At 69.8% G+C, this 17290-nt stretch carries 20 protein-coding genes; 7 read left to right on the plus strand and 13 right to left on the minus strand.

All coding sequences use genetic code 11. From position 1 onward, the window contains the following. Position 1: 1 nt before the first annotated feature. Positions 2-517 carry a TPM domain-containing protein gene (locus A9977_RS08440; RefSeq protein WP_183024429.1) on the plus strand — a complete coding sequence of 172 codons (516 nt, stop codon included), beginning with the start codon at positions 2-4 and terminating at the stop codon, positions 515-517. Here A9977_RS08440 and pdeM read toward each other — a convergent pair whose 3' ends face one another. From pdeM to A9977_RS08455, 3 genes are all read right to left on the minus strand, one after another. Further along, on the minus strand, positions 518-1195 hold the full coding sequence (gene pdeM / locus A9977_RS08445; RefSeq protein WP_183024430.1) for a ligase-associated DNA damage response endonuclease PdeM: 678 nt from the start codon (positions 1193-1195) through the stop codon (positions 518-520). It abuts the gene before it with no gap. A 49-nt stretch (positions 1196-1244) separates the two neighbouring features. Then, positions 1245-2381, minus strand: a complete 1137-nt coding sequence (locus A9977_RS08450) for a PilT/PilU family type 4a pilus ATPase (protein ID WP_183024431.1) — start codon at positions 2379-2381, stop codon at positions 1245-1247. 164 nt (positions 2382-2545) lie between these two features. Continuing rightward, a complete protein-coding gene (locus A9977_RS08455) occupies positions 2546-3589 on the minus strand; it encodes a type IV pilus twitching motility protein PilT (protein WP_183024432.1) in 1044 nt (347 codons plus the stop codon). A 48-nt stretch (positions 3590-3637) separates the two neighbouring features. Between A9977_RS08455 and A9977_RS08460 the strand changes: the two genes are divergently transcribed. From A9977_RS08460 to A9977_RS08470, 3 genes are all read left to right on the plus strand, one after another. Further along, positions 3638-4324, plus strand: coding sequence for a YggS family pyridoxal phosphate-dependent enzyme (locus A9977_RS08460; RefSeq protein ID WP_183024433.1), 687 nt, complete (start codon positions 3638-3640; stop codon positions 4322-4324). A 122-nt stretch (positions 4325-4446) separates the two neighbouring features. Next, positions 4447-5721 (plus strand): Glu/Leu/Phe/Val dehydrogenase, encoded by a 1275-nt coding sequence (locus A9977_RS08465; RefSeq protein WP_183024434.1) that lies wholly within the window; start codon positions 4447-4449, stop codon positions 5719-5721. Positions 5722-5813: 92 nt separating this feature from the next. Beyond that, on the plus strand, positions 5814-6503 hold the full coding sequence (locus A9977_RS08470; protein ID WP_183024435.1) for a DUF2242 domain-containing protein: 690 nt from the start codon (positions 5814-5816) through the stop codon (positions 6501-6503). Here the strand turns inward: A9977_RS08470 and A9977_RS08475 are convergent. The 3 genes from A9977_RS08475 to A9977_RS08485 form a co-directional block, all read right to left on the minus strand. Next, complete coding sequence (locus A9977_RS08475) at positions 6500-6901, minus strand: response regulator (protein WP_183024436.1); 402 nt, start codon at positions 6899-6901, stop codon at positions 6500-6502. The two genes, A9977_RS08470 and A9977_RS08475, sit on opposite strands and share 4 nt — an antisense overlap. Positions 6902-7001: 100 nt before the next feature. Further along, complete coding sequence (gene rocF / locus A9977_RS08480; RefSeq protein WP_183024437.1) at positions 7002-7916, minus strand: arginase; 915 nt, start codon at positions 7914-7916, stop codon at positions 7002-7004. Between the two features lie 7 nt (positions 7917-7923). Beyond that, complete coding sequence (locus A9977_RS08485; protein ID WP_259651864.1) at positions 7924-8610, minus strand: TetR/AcrR family transcriptional regulator; 687 nt, start codon at positions 8608-8610, stop codon at positions 7924-7926. Positions 8611-8803: 193 nt separating this feature from the next. On the opposite strand from A9977_RS08485, the gene A9977_RS08490 reads away from it, so the two are divergent. Further along, complete coding sequence (locus A9977_RS08490) at positions 8804-9181, plus strand: YXWGXW repeat-containing protein (RefSeq protein WP_183024439.1); 378 nt, start codon at positions 8804-8806, stop codon at positions 9179-9181. Between the two features lie 15 nt (positions 9182-9196). Here the strand turns inward: A9977_RS08490 and A9977_RS08495 are convergent, their stop codons facing one another. The 4 genes from A9977_RS08495 to purU are packed head-to-tail and all read right to left on the minus strand — an operon-like array spanning position 9197 to position 12668. Beyond that, positions 9197-9919, minus strand: a complete 723-nt coding sequence (locus A9977_RS08495) for an LrgB family protein (RefSeq protein ID WP_183024440.1) — start codon at positions 9917-9919, stop codon at positions 9197-9199. A gap of 6 nt (positions 9920-9925) precedes the next feature. Continuing rightward, positions 9926-10270 carry a CidA/LrgA family protein gene (locus A9977_RS08500; RefSeq protein WP_183024441.1) on the minus strand — a complete coding sequence of 115 codons (345 nt, stop codon included), beginning with the start codon at positions 10268-10270 and terminating at the stop codon, positions 9926-9928. 10 nt (positions 10271-10280) lie between these two features. Continuing rightward, complete coding sequence (locus A9977_RS08505; RefSeq protein WP_183024442.1) at positions 10281-11786, minus strand: FAD-linked oxidase C-terminal domain-containing protein; 1506 nt, start codon at positions 11784-11786, stop codon at positions 10281-10283. 33 nt (positions 11787-11819) lie between these two features. Then, on the minus strand, positions 11820-12668 hold the full coding sequence (gene purU / locus A9977_RS08510) for a formyltetrahydrofolate deformylase (protein WP_183024443.1): 849 nt from the start codon (positions 12666-12668) through the stop codon (positions 11820-11822). Between the two features lie 90 nt (positions 12669-12758). On the opposite strand from purU, the gene A9977_RS08515 reads away from it, so the two are divergent. After that, positions 12759-14093: an aminotransferase class III-fold pyridoxal phosphate-dependent enzyme gene (locus A9977_RS08515; protein WP_183024444.1), complete on the plus strand. Its 1335-nt coding sequence runs from the start codon at positions 12759-12761 to the stop codon at positions 14091-14093. A gap of 10 nt (positions 14094-14103) precedes the next feature. On the opposite strand, the gene A9977_RS08520 is transcribed toward A9977_RS08515, so the two are convergent. Continuing rightward, positions 14104-14934 (minus strand): ChaN family lipoprotein, encoded by an 831-nt coding sequence (locus tag A9977_RS08520; protein WP_183024445.1) that lies wholly within the window; start codon positions 14932-14934, stop codon positions 14104-14106. A 50-nt stretch (positions 14935-14984) separates the two neighbouring features. Here A9977_RS08520 and A9977_RS08525 point away from each other — a divergent pair, with 50 nt between their 5' ends. Beyond that, entirely contained in the window at positions 14985-16064 is a 1080-nt protein-coding gene (locus tag A9977_RS08525) for an AbrB family transcriptional regulator (RefSeq protein ID WP_183024446.1), read from the plus strand. Positions 16065-16080: 16 nt separating this feature from the next. Here A9977_RS08525 and A9977_RS08530 read toward each other — a convergent pair whose 3' ends face one another. Next, the gene (locus A9977_RS08530) at positions 16081-16359 is read right to left on the minus strand and encodes a DUF3567 domain-containing protein (RefSeq protein ID WP_183024447.1); all 279 of its coding nucleotides are present in this window, start codon (positions 16357-16359) and stop codon (positions 16081-16083) included. 108 nt (positions 16360-16467) lie between these two features. Further along, positions 16468-17058, minus strand: a complete 591-nt coding sequence (locus tag A9977_RS08535) for a DUF3108 domain-containing protein (RefSeq protein WP_405054674.1) — start codon at positions 17056-17058, stop codon at positions 16468-16470. Positions 17059-17290: the final 232 nt, after the last annotated feature.

Here is a 17290-nt window from a genome sequence, read left to right on the forward strand (position 1 = left end):
GATGGGCTTGTTTGCCAAATTGGGGCGCTTCTGGCGCCATCGCTGGACCGACGAGGCGGCCGTGCGCCGCGTGCTGCCGCCGGACGTGCTGGCGCAACTGCGCCGGCGCGTCGCGGCCAGCGAGCGGCGCCACACCGGCGAGGTCCGGCTGTGCATCGAGGCCGGGCTGCCGGCCAGCTACCTCTGGCGCGATGCGCCGGCCCGCGAGCGCGCGCTGATGCTGTTCGGCAAGCTGCGCGTCTGGGACACCGAGCACAACAACGGCGTGCTGATCTACCTGCTGCTGGCCGACCATTCGATCGAGATCGTGGCCGACCGCGGCATCGACCGCCATGTGGACGCCGCGGACTGGCGTGCCATGACCCAGTCCATGGGCGCGGCCTTCCAGGCCGGCCGCTTCGAGGACGGGCTCACGCAGGCGCTGGAGGAAGTGTCGGCGCTGCTGGTCGCGCACTTCCCGCGCGCCGAGGGCGAGCCGGCGCGCAACGAGCTGCCGGACGCGCCGGTGGTGCTTTAGCTAGGCTGCCGCGGGCAGCGCCCACACCGCCGCGCCCGCCACGCCATAGAAGCGCCGGCCCGGCGCCGGCGGCACCTGCCAGCCGCCGGTGAACTCGCCGAAGGCCGGCAGGATGGCCTGGTCCGCCTCCTGCACGAAGCAGGGCATGCGCAGCCGGTCGCGCCCCGGGCCCTGGAGGCTGCAGGCCGGGTGCAGGTGCCCGGCCAGCACGAAATGCGTGGGATGCGGCTGCGGATGGTGGCAGCAGGCGAAGGGGCCGAGCAGGTAGGGCTCGTTCACCACCGCGATGCCGAGCGCCGGCGGCGGGTCGCCGGCGCGCTGGTCGTGGTTGCCGCGCACCAGCGTCAGGCGCAGCGCTGGGTCGTGCGTGGCGCGCCAGGCCTGCAGCGCGGCCAGCCGCGCGGGCGTGCGGGCCTGGGCCGCGTGCAGGAAGTCGCCCAGGAACACGATCTCCGCGGGCGCCAGGCGCGCGATCAGCCGGTCGAGCCGGTCCAGGTTCTCCTGCGTGGTGCCGCCGGGCACGGGCTGGCCCAGCGCGCGGTAGGTCGCGGCCTTGCCCAGGTGCAGGTCGGCCACGAAGAGCACGCCGCGCGCGGGCCACCACAGTGCGCGCTCGGGCAGCAGTTCGAGGGATTGGCCGGCCCATTCGACGCGGCAGGCGGTGGTGGCGGAAGACACGGTCCCGAGTGTCGCCCAGGACGCAAGCACCCTGCGCGGGTGCGGACGTTCAGACGATCGCGAAGTGCTCGGTGCCGGCCGACAGGTCGGTCGAGCGCGCGCGCCGGCTGTTGAGCTTGATCTGCAGCCGCAGGTCGTTGGCCGAGTCGGCGTTGCGGATCGCGTCCTCGAAGCCGATCGCATGGTTCTCGAACAGGTCGAACAGCGCCTGGTCGAAGGTCTGCATGCCCAGGTTGCGGCTCTTCTTCATGATCTCCTTGATCTCGCCGACCTCGCCCTTGAAGATCAGGTCGGAGATCAGCGGCGTGTTCAGCAGCACCTCGACCGCGGCCACGCGGCCCAGGCCGTCTTCCGTCGGCACCAGCCGCTGCGAGATCAGCGAGCGCAGGTTCAGCGACAGGTCCATCAGCAGCTGGGCGCGCCGTTCCTCGGGGAAGAAGTTGATGATGCGGTCGAGCGCCTGGTTGGCGCTGTTGGCATGCAGCGTGGCCATGCAGAGGTGGCCGGTCTCGGCGAAGGACACCGCATGCTCCATGGTCTCGCGGTCGCGGATCTCGCCCATCAGGATCACGTCGGGCGCCTGGCGCAGCGTGTTCTTGAGCGCGGCGTCCCAGCTGTCGGTGTCGATGCCCACTTCACGCTGCGTGACCACGCAGTTCTTGTGCGGGTGCACGAACTCGATCGGGTCCTCGACCGTCACGATGTGGCCGTAGGAGTTCTCGTTGCGCCAGTCGACCATCGCGGCCAGCGTGGTCGACTTGCCCGAGCCCGTGGCGCCCACCAGGATCATCAGGCCGCGCTTGGTCATCGCCACTTCCTTGAGCACCTGCGGCATGGCCAGCCCGTCGATGGTCGGCAGCGTCGAGGGGATGGTCCGCAGCACCATGCCGACCTTGCCCTGCTGCACGAAGGCGTTGACGCGGAAGCGGCCGATGCCGGTCGGCGAGATCGCGAAGTTGCACTCCTTGGTGCGCTCGAAGTCCGCGAGCTGGCGGTCGTTCATGATCGAGCGTGTGAGCGCCACCGTGTGCTGCATGCCCAGCGCCTGGCCCGACACCTTGGTGATCTTGCCGTCGACCTTGATCGCCGGCGGAAACTCCGCCGTGATGAACAGGTCGCTGCCGTTGCGGCTCACCATGAGCTTGAGCAGGTCGTTGATGAACTGGCTGGCTTGATCGCGTTCCATGAGGCGCTCCGTTGTCGGTTTGCTGCTGTCGTTTCAGGCCCATCCCACGGCCGAGGTTCCGTCTGTTCCAGGAACATCGCGGAACCGGCTTTGCCGGGCCGCTGATGTTGCCCCCTGGAGGGGGGAATTGAGCGACACGAAGTGCGCGAGAAACGGGGGTGGGCCTACCCCGGAAAGTTCTCGGGCGTCTTCGCCTTGCCGCGCGCTTCCGCTGGCGAGATGATCCCACGCCGCACCATGTCTGTCAGGTTCTGATCGAGCGTCTGCATGCCCTGGCCGCTGCCGGTCTGGATCGTCGAGTACATCTGCGCCACCTTGCCCTCGCGGATCAGGTTGCGGATGGCCGAGGTGCCCAGCATGATCTCGTGCGCCGCCACGCGGCCCTGTCCGTCCTTGGTCTTGCACAGGGTCTGCGAGATCACGGCCTGCAGCGACTCCGACAGCATCGCGCGGATCATGTCCTTCTCCTCGCCCGGGAACACGTCGATGATCCGGTCGATGGTCTTGGCCGCCGACGAGGTGTGCAGCGTGCCGAACACCAGGTGGCCGGTCTCGGCCGCGGTCATGGCCAGGCGGATGGTTTCGAGGTCGCGCATTTCGCCGACCAGGATCGCGTCCGGGTCCTCGCGCAGCGCCGAGCGCAGCGCATTGGCGAAGCTCAGCGTCATCGGGCCGACCTCCCGCTGGTTGATCAGGCACTTCTTCGACTCGTGCACGAACTCGATCGGGTCCTCGACCGTGAGGATGTGGCCGTACTCGGTCTCGTTGAGGTAGTTGACCATTGCCGCCAGCGTGGTCGACTTGCCCGAGCCCGTGGGGCCCGTCACCAGCACCAGCCCGCGCGGCCGCAGCGCCAGGTCGGCGAAGATCTTGGGCGCGTTGAGCTGCTCGAGCGTGAGGATCTTCGAGGGAATGGTCCGGAACACAGCGGCCGCCCCGCGCGCCTGGTTGAAGGCGTTGACCCGGAAGCGCGCCAGGCCGTCGATCTCGAACGAGAAGTCGACCTCCAGGAACTCTTCGTAGTGCTTGCGGTGCGTGTCGCTCATGATGTCGTACACCATGGCGTGCACCGCCTTGTGGTCGAGCGCGTCGACGTTGATGCGCCGCACGTCGCCGTGCACCCGGATCATCGGCGGCAGGCCCGACGACAGGTGCAGGTCGGAGGCCTTGTTCTTGACACTGAATGCCAGCAGTTGGGTGATGTCCACGGGATTCCTCGGCGGTGTCGGAACGTTTTGATACGATTTTGGAAGATTATGACGATGATTGGCGACGACCTCCAGCAAGTAAGACAGCGCATCGCCGCGGCCTGCGCGGCCGCCGGCCGCGACCCGGCCGGGGTGCGACTGCTGGCGGTCTCGAAGACCTTCGGGCCGGAGGCAGTGCGCGCCGCGCATGCGGCCGGCCAGGTGGCCTTCGGCGAGAACTATGTGCAGGAAGGCGTGGAGAAGATCGCGGCGCTGGCCGAGCTGCGCGCGCAGCTCGAATGGCATTGCATCGGTCCGCTGCAGAGCAACAAGACCCGCGTGGTGGCGGAGCAGTTCGACTGGGTGCACAGCATCGACCGGCTCAAGATCGCCGAGCGCCTGTCGGCCCAGCGGCCGGCCCACCTGCCGCCGCTGCAGGTCTGCCTGCAGGTCAATGTCGACGGCGGCGCCAACAAGTCGGGCGTGCCGCCCGACGCCGCGCTGGAACTCGCGCGTGCCGTCGCCGCCTTGCCGCAACTCCGGCTGCGTGGACTGATGGCGATCCCCGAGCCGAGCGCCGATGTTGCGGTGCAGCGAGAACTGTTCCTGCGCGCGGTCGCGGTGCATGACGCCCTGCGCGCGGACGGCCTCGAGCTCGACACGCTGTCGCTGGGCATGAGCGCCGACCTCGAAGCCGCGATCAGCGCCGGCAGCACGATGGTTCGCGTCGGCACCGCCATCTTCGGCCGCCGCTGAGCCGGCGCGCGGGGTCTTCTTCTTACGGCTCTTGCATAACCGTCGGCATGGCGTGCATAGGCCATGGCGCGGAAGGCCCCGCAGGTCTATCGTGACGGCCATCGTCACAACCGAGGTCACCCATGAGTGAAAAGCTCTCCTTCGTCCATCCGACCGCCAACAGCCCCTGGGGCACCTATTTGCAGCAGGTCGACCGCGTGATCCCCTACCTCGGCGACCTCGCGCGCTGGGCCGAGACGCTCAAGCGTCCGAAGCGGGCGCTGATCGTCGACGTGCCGATCGAAATGGACGACGGACGCATCGCTCACTTCGAGGGCTACCGCGTGCAGCACAACATGAGCCGCGGCCCGGGCAAGGGCGGTGTGCGCTTCCACCCCGACGTCACGCTGGAAGAAGTGATGGCGCTGTCGGCCTGGATGACGGTCAAGACCGCGGCGGTGAACCTGCCCTACGGCGGCGCCAAGGGCGGCATCCGGGTCGACCCGAAGAAGCTGTCGCAGAAGGAGCTGGAGAAGATCACCCGCCGCTACACCAGCGAGATCGGCATCATCATCGGCCCGCACACCGACATCCCCGCGCCCGACGTCAACACCAACGGCCAGATCATGGCCTGGATGATGGACACCTACTCGATGAACGTCGGCGGCACCGCCACCGGCGTCGTCACCGGCAAGCCGCTGCACCTGGGCGGCTCGCTGGGCCGCGTGAAGGCCACGGGCCGCGGCGTGTTCGTCACCGGCCGCGAGGCGGCCCGCCGCCTGGGCCTGGACCTGCGCGGCGCGCGCATCGCGGTGCAGGGCTTCGGCAACGTGGGTTCGGTCGCGGCCGAGCTCTTCGTCGAGGCCGGCGCCAAGGTGGTGGCGGTGCAGGACCACACGGGCACCATCGTCAATGCCGACGGCCTCGACCTGAGCAAGCTGATCCCGATGTCGCGCACGCCGGCCGGCGCCGTCGGCTACGAGGGCGGCGACAAGATCCCGAACGAGCAGTTCTGGGACGTGCCCTGCGACATCCTGATCCCGGCCGCGCTGGAAGGCCAGATCACGGCCGAGCGGGCCCGCCGGACCTCGGCCCGGCTGGTGCTCGAAGGCGCCAACGGCCCGACCGTGCCCGAGGCCGACGACATCCTGGCCGAGCGCGGCGTGCTGGTGGTGCCCGACGTGATCTGCAACGCCGGCGGCGTGACGGTCAGCTATTTCGAGTGGGTGCAGGACTTCTCCTCCTTCTTCTGGGACGAGGACGAGATCAACGTGCGGCTCGACCGCATCATGATGAATGCGCTGCATCAGATCTGGGACACGGCCGACCGGCACAAGATCACGCTGCGCACCGCCACCTACGCGGTGGCCTGCGAGCGCATCCTGATGGCGCGCCAGGAACGCGGCCTCTACCCCTGAGGCCGGGCCGGCGCGCGCGGCGGCCGGGAACTGAAGGGCGGCTGAACGGCTCCGAACAGGCGCCGGCCGCCGCCGGGTAGCATTCCACGCCGATGTCGCTCCAATCCCTGCCCCTTTCCTCCCGCTGCGCCGCCGCGGCGCTGCTCGTCCTGGTCCTCGCCGGCTGCGCCGGCGGGGCGAACCGCCGCGTGGTCTACGACCCCGAGGAGTTCGACTCCACCACCACCCATTCGCGCAGCTATGCCGCCACCGAGGCCCAGACCTGCGAGGCGGCGCGGCGCGCGCTGCTGAGCCAGGGCTACCTGGTGACGGCGGCCAACGCCGACCTGGTGACCGGACGCAAGAGCTTCCAGCCGGCCAACGAAGTGCATGTCGAGGTCGAATTCCGCGTGGTGTGCGCGCGCGACGAGGCGGCCAAGGGCGGGCCGCGCAAGAGCATCGCCTTCGCCACCGCGCTGCAGGACCGCTACGGCATGAAGAAGACCAACAATGCCGCCAGCGTGGGCGTGGGCGTGATCGGCTCGCTGTCGCTGCCCTTCTCGTCGGGCGACGACGCGATGATCAAGGTGGCCAGCGAGACGCTCACCGACGAGCGCTTCTACGACCGCTTCTACGCGCTGCTCGACCGCTACCTGGTCGCCGACACGCCCGAAGAGAAGGCGCCGCAGGCGGTCGGCTCGGCGGTCAGCATGCCGGTGACGCCGCAGGAGGTGCCGTCGGCCACGCCCCTGAGCCCGCCGCCGGTGACGACGCCGGTCGCGCCCTCGGGCGATCGCGGCTAGCCGGCCGCGCGCTCCACGCCCTGCAGCGCCGCCTGCAGCGCTTCCACGCTGAAGGGCTTCTGCAGCCACACCGTGTCTGGCACCGGGCGCTCGGGCCGTCGCTGGCCGGTGGCGAAGATCACCCGCAGCTTGCGCTGCACCTGCAGGATCTCCACCAGGTCCAGGCCCGACAACGCGGGCAGGCCGACGTCGGTCATGAGCACGTCGAAGGCGCCTTCGATGAAGCGGTCGCGGGCCACCTCGGCGCTCTTCACGCCCGTGGCCCAGTGGCCCAGCAACTGGAGCATCTCGACCGTGGCCGTGAGGGTGGCGGGATCGTCCTCGACGACCAGGATGCGCAGCGGCTTCGCCGTCGGCAGGCCGTCGCCGCCGGGAGAAGGCGTCGCGTGAGTGGGCATGGTGAGGGTGGAAGGGGAAAAGCCTACTGTACGCACCTGGGCCCGATCACGCTTCCCGTCTTGCCGACTCTGCGCGTAGGAGGGGCGCCTGTCTGCGGGCTCAACGGGCCAGCGTCGACTGGCCCAGCAGGCTGGCGATCAGCTCCACCGCCACCTCGGCCGTGCGGTTGCGCACGTCGAGCGCGGGGTTGAGCTCGACCACGTCCAGCGAGCCCAGCCGGCCGGTGTCGGCGAGCATCTCCATGCACAGCTGCATTTCGCGGTAGGTGGGGCCGCCGCGCACGCCGGTGCCGACGCCGGGCGCATCGGCGGGGTCCAGGCAGTCGAGGTCGAAGCTCACGTGCAGATGGGTGTTCTCGTCGACGTCCTGCAGCGCCTCGGTCAGCGTGTTGCGCATGCCGTGCTCGTCGATGTGGCGCATGTCGAAGACCGTCAGGCCCTGGGCCTGGATTGCGCGCTTCTCGTCGGCGTCGACGCTGCGGATGCCCAGGAAGCGGATCGCGTCGGGCGTGAGCGCGGCCGGCTGGCCGCTCCAGCCGGTCAGCGCCGCGGGCCCCTGGCCCAGCAGGCAGGCCACCGGCATGCCATGGATGTTGCCGCTGGGGCTGGTGCCGTCGGTGTTGACGTCGGTGTGGGCGTCGAGCCAGAGCACCCGCAGCGTCTTCTTGCGCTGGCGCACATGCCAGGCGACCGCGCTGATCGAGCCGATCGCCAGGCTGTGGTCGCCGCCCATCATCAGCGGCAGGCGGCCGGCGCCCAGCGCCGTGTCGACCGCGTCGTACACCGCGCGGTTCCAGGCCACGGCCTCGTCGAGGTGGCGCAGCCCGCCCGTGGGGGCGGCCCAGGGCGTGGCCGGGCCGGCGAGGTTGCCGCGGTCGAGCACCTCGAAGCCCAGCCGGGCCAGCGTGCCCGCGATGTCGGCCACCCGCAGGGCATCGGGGCCCATGCCGGCGCCGCGCACGCTGGCGCCGATGTCGGTCGGCGCGCCGATCAATTCGATGATGTGCTTCGTCATGGGCGCACTATGGCTCGGAACGCCCCGTTGCGGGTGTGGGACAAGCGCTTTCCGCAAGGCCCAGCACGCGCCAGGCGAGGCGCGACAGCTCGGCCACCGTGTCCTCCTGCGACAGCCGGCCGCCCGGCCGGTACCAGGTGTAGAGGAAGCCGGGCAGGCTGCAGGCGGCCAGGGCCGTGACCATGGTGTCGCCGAAATCGAAGTCGCCGTCGCGCCGGCCTTCCTCGAGCAGCGCGCACAGCCGGCTGTAGAAATGGCGCGCCAGCTTCTTCTGCGCGGCCAGGTACTCGGGCCGGTAGACCTGCGGCTCGCGGTAGGGAAACACCGCGCAGGGGTGGTGGTCGAGCGTGGCGCGGATCAGGCGTTCGATGCCTTCGGTCACCTTCGCGCGGGCCGGCCGCGTGTCGTCGGGCGCGAAGTCCATCGAGGTGAAGCAGGCCACCGTGGGTCGCCACGACAGGGTCTCGAAGATCTCCTGCTTGTCGCGGAAGTAGTAGTAGACGAAGGGCTTGGTCGCGTCCAGCGCGCGTGCGATCTGCGCCAGTGTGGTGGCAGCGTAGCCCTGCGCGGCGAACAGCGTGGCCGCGGCCTCGAGGATGCGTTCGCGCTGGATGTCGGTGGCGTCCGTCGCGGTACGCTGCCGGCCGGTGCCCTCGGGAAACAGGGGCTGGCGCGGTGTCGTCTTGTTTTTCATACCCATGGGTAGGATTGTTGAGGCGGCGCGCGGCGCCACCGGCTATCGCAAACCCTGAACGGGGCCGTTCCGGTTCCGCACCGCGGGCGGATCCGGCGACACAGTGCGACACAAGATTTCGCGTCCGGCTTACACACGCTTCACACCGGCGCTTCAGCATCGAGGCGTTCACTCAGAAAAAGGAGCACCTGCCATGAAAAAACTCGCACTCTCCCTCGCCACCTGTGCCGCCGTGCTGTTGCCGATCGGCGCCATTACGCTGCCGACCGCGGCGCAGGCCCAGTCGGTGGGCGTCTTCATCAACACCCCGCCGCCGCCGCCGCGCTACGAGCGCGTGCCGCCGCCGCGCCGCGGCTATGTCTGGGCGCCGGGCCACTACGAGGCCCGCGGCCACCGCCATGTGTGGGTGCCGGGTGGCTACATGCGGGCCCGCCCCGGTTATGCCTACCGCGCGCCCGAGTGGCGCGAGCGCGGCGGGCGCTGGGAATACAACCGCGGCCGCTGGGACCGCGACGGCGACGGCGTGCCCAACCGCTACGACCGCCGGCCGGACAACCCCTATCGCCGTTGATCGGAGGCGATCCGCTCAGAAGAGCCGGAACACCAGCGGCATGAGCAAGGCGGCAAGCACCACCTGCAGGCCCAGCGCAAGACCTGCATAGGCGCCCGCATCGGCGTTCACGTGCAGCGCCCGCGCCGCGCCGATGCCGTGCGCCGCGGTGCCCAGCGCGAAGCCGCGCGCGGCCCAGCCGCCGGGCGTGGTCGCGATGCGCAGCAGGTCGAACAGGTACTTGCCCGAGAGCGCACCGACCAGGCCGGTGAGCACCGCGAACACGGCCGACAGCGCGGGGATGCCGCCGATCTTCTCGGCGATGCCCATGGCCACCGGCGCCGTGACCGACTTGGGTGCCAGCGACATCAGCACGTCGTGCGGCAGGCCCACCGCCCAGCCCAACGCCACCGCCGAAGCGGAGGCCGCCACGCCGCCCAGCAGCGCCGCCAGCAGCACCCGGCCGAAGCGCGCGCGCAGTTCGGCGCGCCGCAGCCAGAGCGGCCAGGCCAAGGCGACCACCGCGGGCCCCAGCAGGAAATGGATGAACTGCGCGCCCGCGAAATAGCGCGGGTAGTCGACGCCGGTCGCGAGCAGGCCGCCCGCCAGCACGATCACCGACCACAGCACCGGGTTGGCCCAGGGCGCGCTGTCGAGCCGCATGTAGACCGCCTGCGCGAGCAGGTACACCACCAGCGTGGCGGTCAGGCCGAACAGCGGCGAGGCGGAGAGATAGACCCAGAGTTCGACGAAGCGCATGGCGTTTCAGCGGGCCCGGCCCTTGCCACCGTGGAGCACCAGCACCGTCACGCCCATGCCGATCCAGGTCGACAGCACGATCACGAACAGCATGCGTCCGCCGTACTGCGACAGCAGCGCCAGGTGCGTCATCACGCCCACGCCGACCGGGATGAACAGCAGCGACAGGTGCGAGAGCAGGAAGTCCGCGCATTCGCCAACCGGTTCGCGCACCAGCGGAAAGCGCAGCGCCACCAGCAGCAGCATCAGGCCCAGCACCGGGCCGGGCAGGGGCAGGGCGAAGCCGCGCGCGAGCACCTCGCCGATCGACTGGAACACCAGCAGCCAGGCGAGTCCGCGCAAGCCTTTCATCGTGTCGGGCCTAGAAGCGCGGCAGGTCCGGGTGCGGCAGCGCCTGGCCACCGCGCACCACCTGCTTGCCGTACTCGGCGCAGCGCTGCAGCGTCGGGATCACCTTGCCCGGATTGAGCAGGCCGGCGGGATCGAAGGCGCGCTTCACGCCGAACATGAGTTCGTTCTCGGCGGCGGTGAACTGCACGCACATGCTGTTGAGCTTCTCGACGCCCACGCCGTGCTCGCCCGAGACCGTGCCGCCCATCGCGACGCTGGTCTCGAGGATGTCGGCGCCGAAGAGCTCGCAGCGGTGCAGCTCGTCGGGGTCGTTGGCATCGAAGAGCACCAGCGGGTGCAGGTTGCCGTCGCCCGCGTGGAACACGTTGCAGCAGCGCAGGTTGTACTTGATCTCCATCTGCTGGATCGCCAGCAGGATGTCGGCCAGCCGCTTGCGCGGGATGGTCGAGTCCAGGCACATGTAGTCGGGGCTGATGCGGCCCGAGGCGGGGAAGGCGTTCTTGCGCCCGCTCCAGAACTTCAGGCGTTCGTCCTCGCTGGCGCTGACCGAGATGGCGGTGGCGCCGCAGCCGCGCAGCACGGCGGTCATGCGGCCGATCTCTTCCTCGACCTCCTCGGGCGTGCCGTCGGATTCGCACAGCAGGATCGCGGCGGCGTCGAGGTCGTAGCCGGCCTTGACGAAGTCCTCGACCGCGGCGGTCATGGGCTTGTCCATCATCTCCAGGCCGGCCGGGATGATGCCCGCGGCGATCACGGCCGCCACCGCGTCGCCGGCCTTTCGCACGTCGTCGAAGCTGGCCATGATGCAGCGCGCGAGCTGCGGCTTGGGCACCAGCTTGACCGTGACCTCGGTGGTCACGGCCAGCATGCCTTCGCTGCCGACCACCAGGGCCAGCAGGTCGAGGCCGGCGCAGTCCAGCGCCTCGCCGCCGAACTCGATCGGCTCGCCCTCGGCCGTGAAGCCGCGAACGCGCAGCACGTTGTGCAGCGTGAGGCCGTACTTGAGGCAATGCACGCCGCCCGAGTTCTCGGCCACGTTGCCGCCGATGGTGCAGGCGATCTGGCTCGAGGGATCGGGCGCGTAGTAGAGGTTGAAGGGCGCGGCGGCCTCGCTGATCGCGAGGTTGCGCACACCGCACTGCACGACCGCGGTGCGGCTCACCGGGTCGATCTTGAGAATCCTGTTGAACTTGGCCAGCGACAGGGTCACGCCCAGCGCGTGCGGCATCGCGCCGCCCGACAGGCCGGTGCCCGCGCCGCGCGCCACCACCGGCACGCCCAGCGCATGGCAGGTGCGCAGCACCGCCGCCACCTGCGCCTCGGTCTCGGGCAGCGCCACCACCAGCGGGCGCTGGCGGTAGGCGGTCAGGCCGTCGCACTCGTAGGGCGTGGTGTCCTCGTCGTGCCAGATCAGCGCATGGGCCGGCAGGTGGGCCTGCAGCGCGCGCACGGTCTGCGACTGGCGGTCGGCGCGCGCATGCTGCGCGTGCTCGGTGGGCGTGGCGGGAGCGTTCATGGACTCACTCTACGACGCAAGGGCGCCCGGGGGTTACTTGAAGACGACGGTCTTGTGGCCGTTCATCACCACGCGGTGCTCGCTGTGCCACTTGACGGCACGGGCCAGCACCTGGCTCTCGGTATCGCGGCCGCGCGCCGTGAGGTCTTCCACCGTGTCGGTGTGGTCGGCGCGTGCCACATCCTGTTCGATGATCGGGCCCTCGTCGAGGTCGGCCGTCACGTAGTGGGCGGTGGCGCCGATCAGCTTCACGCCGCGGTCGTGCGCCTGGTAGTAGGGCTTGGCGCCCTTGAAGCTGGGCAGGAAGGAGTGGTGGATGTTGATCGCGCGGCCGTTGAGCTTGACGCACAGGTCGTTGCTCAGGATCTGCATGTAGCGCGCGAGCACCACCAGTTCGGCGCCTTCGGCCTCGATGATCTCCATCTGCTTGGCCTCGCCCTGCGCCTTGGTGGCGGCGGTCACGGGGATGTGATGGAAGGGCACGTTGTAGCTGGCCGCGAGCTGGTAGAAGTCGCGGTGGTTCGAGATGATGGCGCGCACGTCGATGGCCAGCAGGCCGCTCTTCCAGCGGAACAGCAGGTCGTTGAGGCAATGGCCTTCCTTGCTCACGAGGATCACGGTCTTCATGGGCTGGGCGGCGGCGTGCAGCTGCAGCGACATGCCGAAGCCCTCGGCGAAACCGGCCAGCTGTTCGCGCAGGGCGGCCTCGCTGTGGTCGCTGCAGGCAAAGCGCACGCGCATGAAGAACAGGCCGGTGCCGGCGTCGTAGTACTGCGCCGCTTCCTCGATGTTGCCGTTGCGTTCCAGCAGGAAGCCCGAGACGGCATGGACGATGCCGGTGCGGTCGGGACAGGACAGGGTCAGGATGTAGGCGGAGGTCATAAGGGCCGCCATTGTCGCAGTCCTGCCCGCGCCTCGCCGCGGTGCCAGAATGTGCTTTTCCTTCTCACGCACGCCCCAGCAGGAGTGACCATGGCTCAGAACGACTTCAACATGGACAACCAGTGGTTGCCCTTCACCCCCAACCGCGCCTTCCAGAAGGACCCGCGGGTCTTCGTGGCCGCCGACGGCATGGAATTCACCACCCACGACGGCCGCAAGGTGATCGACGGCATCTCCTCGCTGTGGTGCGTGGGCGCGGGCCACAACCGTAAGCCGATCAACGAGGCGATCAAGAAGCAGCTCGACACCCTCGACTACGCCACCGCCTTCCAGATCAGCAACGACCGTGCCTTCAAGGCCGCCGAGATGATCGCGGCGCTGGCCCCGGGCGACCTCAACAAGGTGCTGTTCTGCAACTCGGGCTCCGAAGCCGCCGACACCTCGATGAAGGTGGCGCTGGCCTATCACCGCGCACGTGGCGAAGGCCACCGCAACGTGTTCATCGGGCGCGAGAAGGGCTACCACGGCGTGGGCTTCGGCGGCATGTCGGTGGGCGGCATCCCGGGCAACCGCAAGGTCTTCGGCTCGGCCTTCCTGCCGCGCGTGGACCACATGCGCTTCATCCACGACCCGGTGAACCATGCCTACATCCACAACCAGGAACCGGTCTGGGCCGAGGACCCGCTGCTCGAACTCGAACAGCGCATCCTGCCGCTGCACGACCCGAGCAACGTGGCCGCGATCATCGTCGAGCCGGTGGCCGGTTCGGCCGGCTGGTACCTGCCGCCCCAGGGCTACCTCAAGCGCCTGCGCGAGATCTGCGACAAGCACGGCATCCTGCTGATCTTCGACGAGGTGATCACCGGCTTCGGCCGCATGGGCACCAACTTCGGCGCCGACTACTACGGCGTGGTGCCGGACATGCTGAACTTCGCCAAGTGCGTGACCAACGGCGTGATCCCGATGGGCGGCGTGATCTGCCGCGACAAGCTGTACGACGCGATGATGAAGACCGACGCGCCCGAGCACGTGGTCGAGTTCTTCCACGGCTACACCTATTCGGGCCATCCGGTGGCGGCTGCCGCGGCCATCGCCACGCTCGAGCTGTTCCAGCAGGAGAACCTGTTCGCGCGCGCCGGCGAGATGAGCCAGGTGCTGGGCGACGCCTTCCACAGCGCCTTCAAGGGCCTGCCCAACGTGATCGGCATCCGCAGCCTGGGCCTGGCCGCGGCGGTGGAGCTGGCGCCGATCGCCGGCGCCCCGGGCAAGCGCGCCTACGACATCTTCGTCGACTGCTTCCACAAGGGCGCGCTGGTGCGCCCGGCCGGCGACGTGGTGGTGATCGCGCCGCCCTACATCGTCGAGAAGTCGCACATCGACACGCTGGTCAACACGCTGGCCGACGCGATCCGCAAGGCGGCCTGAGTCTTTTCCTTCAGGGACGCGCGGGTGCCTTGACGCCCGCGCAGTAGTCCTTGGCCGGCAGCGGCGGCGTGCGCCAGGTGGCGTCGTAGCCCCGGGCGCCCTCGTCGTCGGCCGTGGCCGCCGCGAGCAGTCGCACGCTCGTCACCTTGAAGTCGCTCGGCAGGTGCTGCGGCACGCCCAGCGGCCGCAGCACGTGGCCGGCGCCGGCGACCAGCAGCACCGTCTTGCCGGGCTGGCGCGCTTTCAGCACGGCCTGCGCCATCGCGCGGTCGCGCGCGATCTGGATGCGCGTCATGGGCCCGATCTGCGTTTCGGGCAGCAGGCCGCAATGGCCGCTGCGCACCGCCTCGCGCTGGGCCTCGCGGGCCGCCTCGTTCAACTGCGCATCGAGCGACACGTCGGCCATCGCATCCTTCATGCGCGCGCGCGGCAGGTTGGCGCCGATCACCGGCACGCCCGCCCGCACCGCGGCCATCACCGCCGGACCGTAGTCGGCCCAGGGCCAGGCCTTGTCGTTCCAGCGCAGGGCCGTCTGCACCTGGGCCTCGGTGGCATTGGCGGGCAGGTGGGTGGTGTCGTTGCCTTCCTCGGCCATCTCCAGTGCCAGTGCGGCGAGCCGGCCGCGCGCGGCCAGCGCCTCGACGGTCTCGCGCTCGATCGCATGGTGCGCGGGCGCGTCGTGCTGCTCGCCCAGCAGCAGCGCATCGGCCGACGGCAGGGCCGCGAGCTTGCGCGCGACCGGCGCGTCGTCGGCGACCGGGAACAGGGTGCAGGCGGACAGCGCCCAGACGGCGCTCAGGAGGACGGCGCAATGCCGGACGGAAGGAAGGCGGACAGGCATCGGGCGATACTACGCGTCGCTTGCGGTGTCCGGCCGCCATCCTCCGCCGCATGCCGTCTTTGCCCGTTTCCTTCCGTTCTTTTCCGCTGCGCGTCGTCGCCACGCTGCTGCTCGCGCTGGCCGCCGCCGGCCTCTGCCTGGCGCTGCACACGCCCCTGCCGTGGATGATCGGCCCGCTGCTGGCGGTGTCGATCGCCTCCATCGCCAACGCGCCGACTGCCAGCGCCACGGTGCTGCGCAACGCCGGCCAGTGGGTGATCGGCGGCGCGCTGGGCCTCTATTTCACGCCGCACGTGGTCGCGCTGGTGGCCGGCATCTGGTGGGCGATCGTGCTGGCCATCGTCTGGGCGCTGCTGGCCGGCGGGCTGTTCGGCCTCTGGCTCGAACGCGGGCACGGGCCTCGCATGCCGCATGTGCCCGAGCGTTCCATGAGAGCCACCGCTTACTTTGCCGGCGCGATCGGCGGGGCTTCGGAGATGACGCTGATGGCTGAGAAGGTGGGCGCGCGCACCGACCTGGTGGCGGCGGCGCACAGCCTGCGGCTGGTGATCGTGACCATCGCCATCCCCTTCGCGATGCAGTGGAGCGGGCTGCACGGCCTGGAGATCAACCCGCCCTCGGTGCGCAACGTGCAGTGGGGCGGCCTGGCGCTGCTCGCGCTGGCCACCGGCGCGGGCGCCTTGCTGATGCGCGCCACCGGCCGCAACAACCCCTGGTTCATCGGGCCGCTGCTGGTGGCGATCGGTTTCACGGTGAGCGGCGTGCAGCTGTCGGCGGTGCCGCAATGGCTGTCGAACGCCGCGCAATTGGTGATCGCGGTGAGCCTGGGCGTGCGCTTCAGCCGCGAGTTCCTGCACACCGCGCCGCGCTGGCTGCTGAGCGTGGCCTGCGGCACGCTGGTGCTGATCGCGGTCAGCGCGGGTTTCGCCTTCCTGCTGGCCTGGGGCACGGGCCTGCATCCGGCCACCATGATCCTGGGCACCTCGCCGGGCGGCATCGCCGAGATGTCGATCACGGCCAAGGTGCTGCAGCTGGGCGTGCCGGTGGTGACGGCCTTCCAGGTCTGCCGGCTGGTGGCGGTGCTGCTGCTGGTCGGGCCGATGTACGGCTGGCTCTACGGGCGGCGCTGAGGCCTCATCCGCAGGCTCAGTGCACCAGCACCGGGTTCTGCGCGAGTTCGGCGTAGCCCTCGAGCGTGTCCTCGACCTCTTCCTGGGTCGGCGTGTTGAGCTGCCAGGCGGTGATCTGCTGCTGGAACAGCTCGGCCCAGGAGCCATCGAGGTAGACCTCCTTGCCGGAGCGTTTGTCGACGATCTCGAAGCCGTGGCGCGCCAGCACCGGCAGATGCGGCGCGACCGGTGCTTCGCCCTCGGTGGGCTGCACGTGCACGACGACGAAGGACTCCGAGTCGTAAAGCATGTTCATGGCGGATCCCGTGAGGATGTCGATGGCGTTCATGACGGTTAGATAGCATTTAACGCGCCAGTTTCAAGACGGGCTGACGTTGAAGGTGGTCAAAGCCCATCTTCGGCCTCAATTCGGCCCCGGTCCGGCGATCCTTTCGCGCAAACGCATGTCGGCGAAGTCGCCGTTGGGCTGGGTCAGCAGGATGCGCACCGGCAGGAAGCCCAGCGCGGGCGCGAGCCAGAGCTCGACCTTGTCGTCGTAGGGGTAGCGCGGATTGCGCGTGAGCTTGCGGGCCGCGAAATCGCCGCCGGGCAGCCGCAGGTTCTCCTCCTCGCCGATCTTGAAGATCCAGATGTCGGCATCGCGCGGTCCCGCGGTCTGGATCGCGATCGCGCCATCGGTCGGATAGCGCGCAGGGTCGCCCGCGAGCAGCGCGCCGAGCTGCAGGATCACGCTCAGCCGGTCCTGCGCGCCCGGCAGCAGCGGCACGCTGGGCGCGTTGTTGCTGAACACGATCTGGCCCTGGTCGCGCACGAAATGCGAGGCCACCTCGGTCTTGCGGGTGTCGGAGAAGCGGTCGGGCGTGATGCCCGCGGGGCCGATGTGGCCGGTGCTCTGCTGGGTGCGCAGGGTCTTGAACAGGAAGCTCAGCGACAGCCGTGCCTCGTAGGCCTGTCCGTCCTGCTGCCACGTGAGCTCGCCGAACACGCCGCTCATCGGCGCCACGCCCTGCTGGCCGGTGACGGCGAACTTGAGCCGGACCGCGCCGGGAACGGCCAGCGGCGGCGGGGCCTGATGAGCGGCGTGTTCGGCGAGCTCACGTGGCAGCAGGACGGACAGGCCTACGAGGCACGGCTGTCGCTGAGCTTCCTGTTCAAGACCCTGCGCACCCAGCAGAGCACCGGCCACATCGGCCCCGCGGGCATCACGCCCGACCGCTTCTCCGACA

The sequence above is a fragment of the Variovorax sp. UMC13 genome (assembly GCF_014170375.1).
Classification (GTDB): domain Bacteria; phylum Pseudomonadota; class Gammaproteobacteria; order Burkholderiales; family Burkholderiaceae_C; genus Variovorax.

What these genes read in the sequence shown, in the direction of transcription:
- A9977_RS08535 (WP_405054674.1), bottom strand. Translation starts at nt 17,058, where the DNA reads ATGAGCGGCGTGTTCGGCGAGCTCACGTGGCAGCAGGACGGACAGGCC.
- A9977_RS08520 (WP_183024445.1), bottom strand. Translation starts at nt 14,934, where the DNA reads ATGCCTGTCCGCCTTCCTTCCGTCCGGCATTGCGCCGTCCTCCTGAGC.
- A9977_RS08465 (WP_183024434.1), top strand. Translation starts at nt 4,447, where the DNA reads ATGAGTGAAAAGCTCTCCTTCGTCCATCCGACCGCCAACAGCCCCTGG.
- A9977_RS08450 (WP_183024431.1), bottom strand. Translation starts at nt 2,381, where the DNA reads ATGGAACGCGATCAAGCCAGCCAGTTCATCAACGACCTGCTCAAGCTC.
- purU (WP_183024443.1), bottom strand. Translation starts at nt 12,668, where the DNA reads ATGACCTCCGCCTACATCCTGACCCTGTCCTGTCCCGACCGCACCGGC.
- A9977_RS08530 (WP_183024447.1), bottom strand. Translation starts at nt 16,359, where the DNA reads ATGAACATGCTTTACGACTCGGAGTCCTTCGTCGTCGTGCACGTGCAG.
- A9977_RS08505 (WP_183024442.1), bottom strand. Translation starts at nt 11,786, where the DNA reads ATGAACGCTCCCGCCACGCCCACCGAGCACGCGCAGCATGCGCGCGCC.
- A9977_RS08460 (WP_183024433.1), top strand. Translation starts at nt 3,638, where the DNA reads ATGACGATGATTGGCGACGACCTCCAGCAAGTAAGACAGCGCATCGCC.
- rocF (WP_183024437.1), bottom strand. Translation starts at nt 7,916, where the DNA reads ATGACGAAGCACATCATCGAATTGATCGGCGCGCCGACCGACATCGGC.
- A9977_RS08475 (WP_183024436.1), bottom strand. Translation starts at nt 6,901, where the DNA reads ATGCCCACTCACGCGACGCCTTCTCCCGGCGGCGACGGCCTGCCGACG.
- A9977_RS08495 (WP_183024440.1), bottom strand. Translation starts at nt 9,919, where the DNA reads ATGCGCTTCGTCGAACTCTGGGTCTATCTCTCCGCCTCGCCGCTGTTC.
- A9977_RS08500 (WP_183024441.1), bottom strand. Translation starts at nt 10,270, where the DNA reads ATGAAAGGCTTGCGCGGACTCGCCTGGCTGCTGGTGTTCCAGTCGATC.
- A9977_RS08490 (WP_183024439.1), top strand. Translation starts at nt 8,804, where the DNA reads ATGAAAAAACTCGCACTCTCCCTCGCCACCTGTGCCGCCGTGCTGTTG.
- A9977_RS08485 (WP_259651864.1), bottom strand. Translation starts at nt 8,610, where the DNA reads ATGAAAAACAAGACGACACCGCGCCAGCCCCTGTTTCCCGAGGGCACC.
- A9977_RS08515 (WP_183024444.1), top strand. Translation starts at nt 12,759, where the DNA reads ATGGCTCAGAACGACTTCAACATGGACAACCAGTGGTTGCCCTTCACC.
- A9977_RS08440 (WP_183024429.1), top strand. Translation starts at nt 2, where the DNA reads ATGGGCTTGTTTGCCAAATTGGGGCGCTTCTGGCGCCATCGCTGGACC.
- A9977_RS08470 (WP_183024435.1), top strand. Translation starts at nt 5,814, where the DNA reads ATGTCGCTCCAATCCCTGCCCCTTTCCTCCCGCTGCGCCGCCGCGGCG.
- A9977_RS08525 (WP_183024446.1), top strand. Translation starts at nt 14,985, where the DNA reads ATGCCGTCTTTGCCCGTTTCCTTCCGTTCTTTTCCGCTGCGCGTCGTC.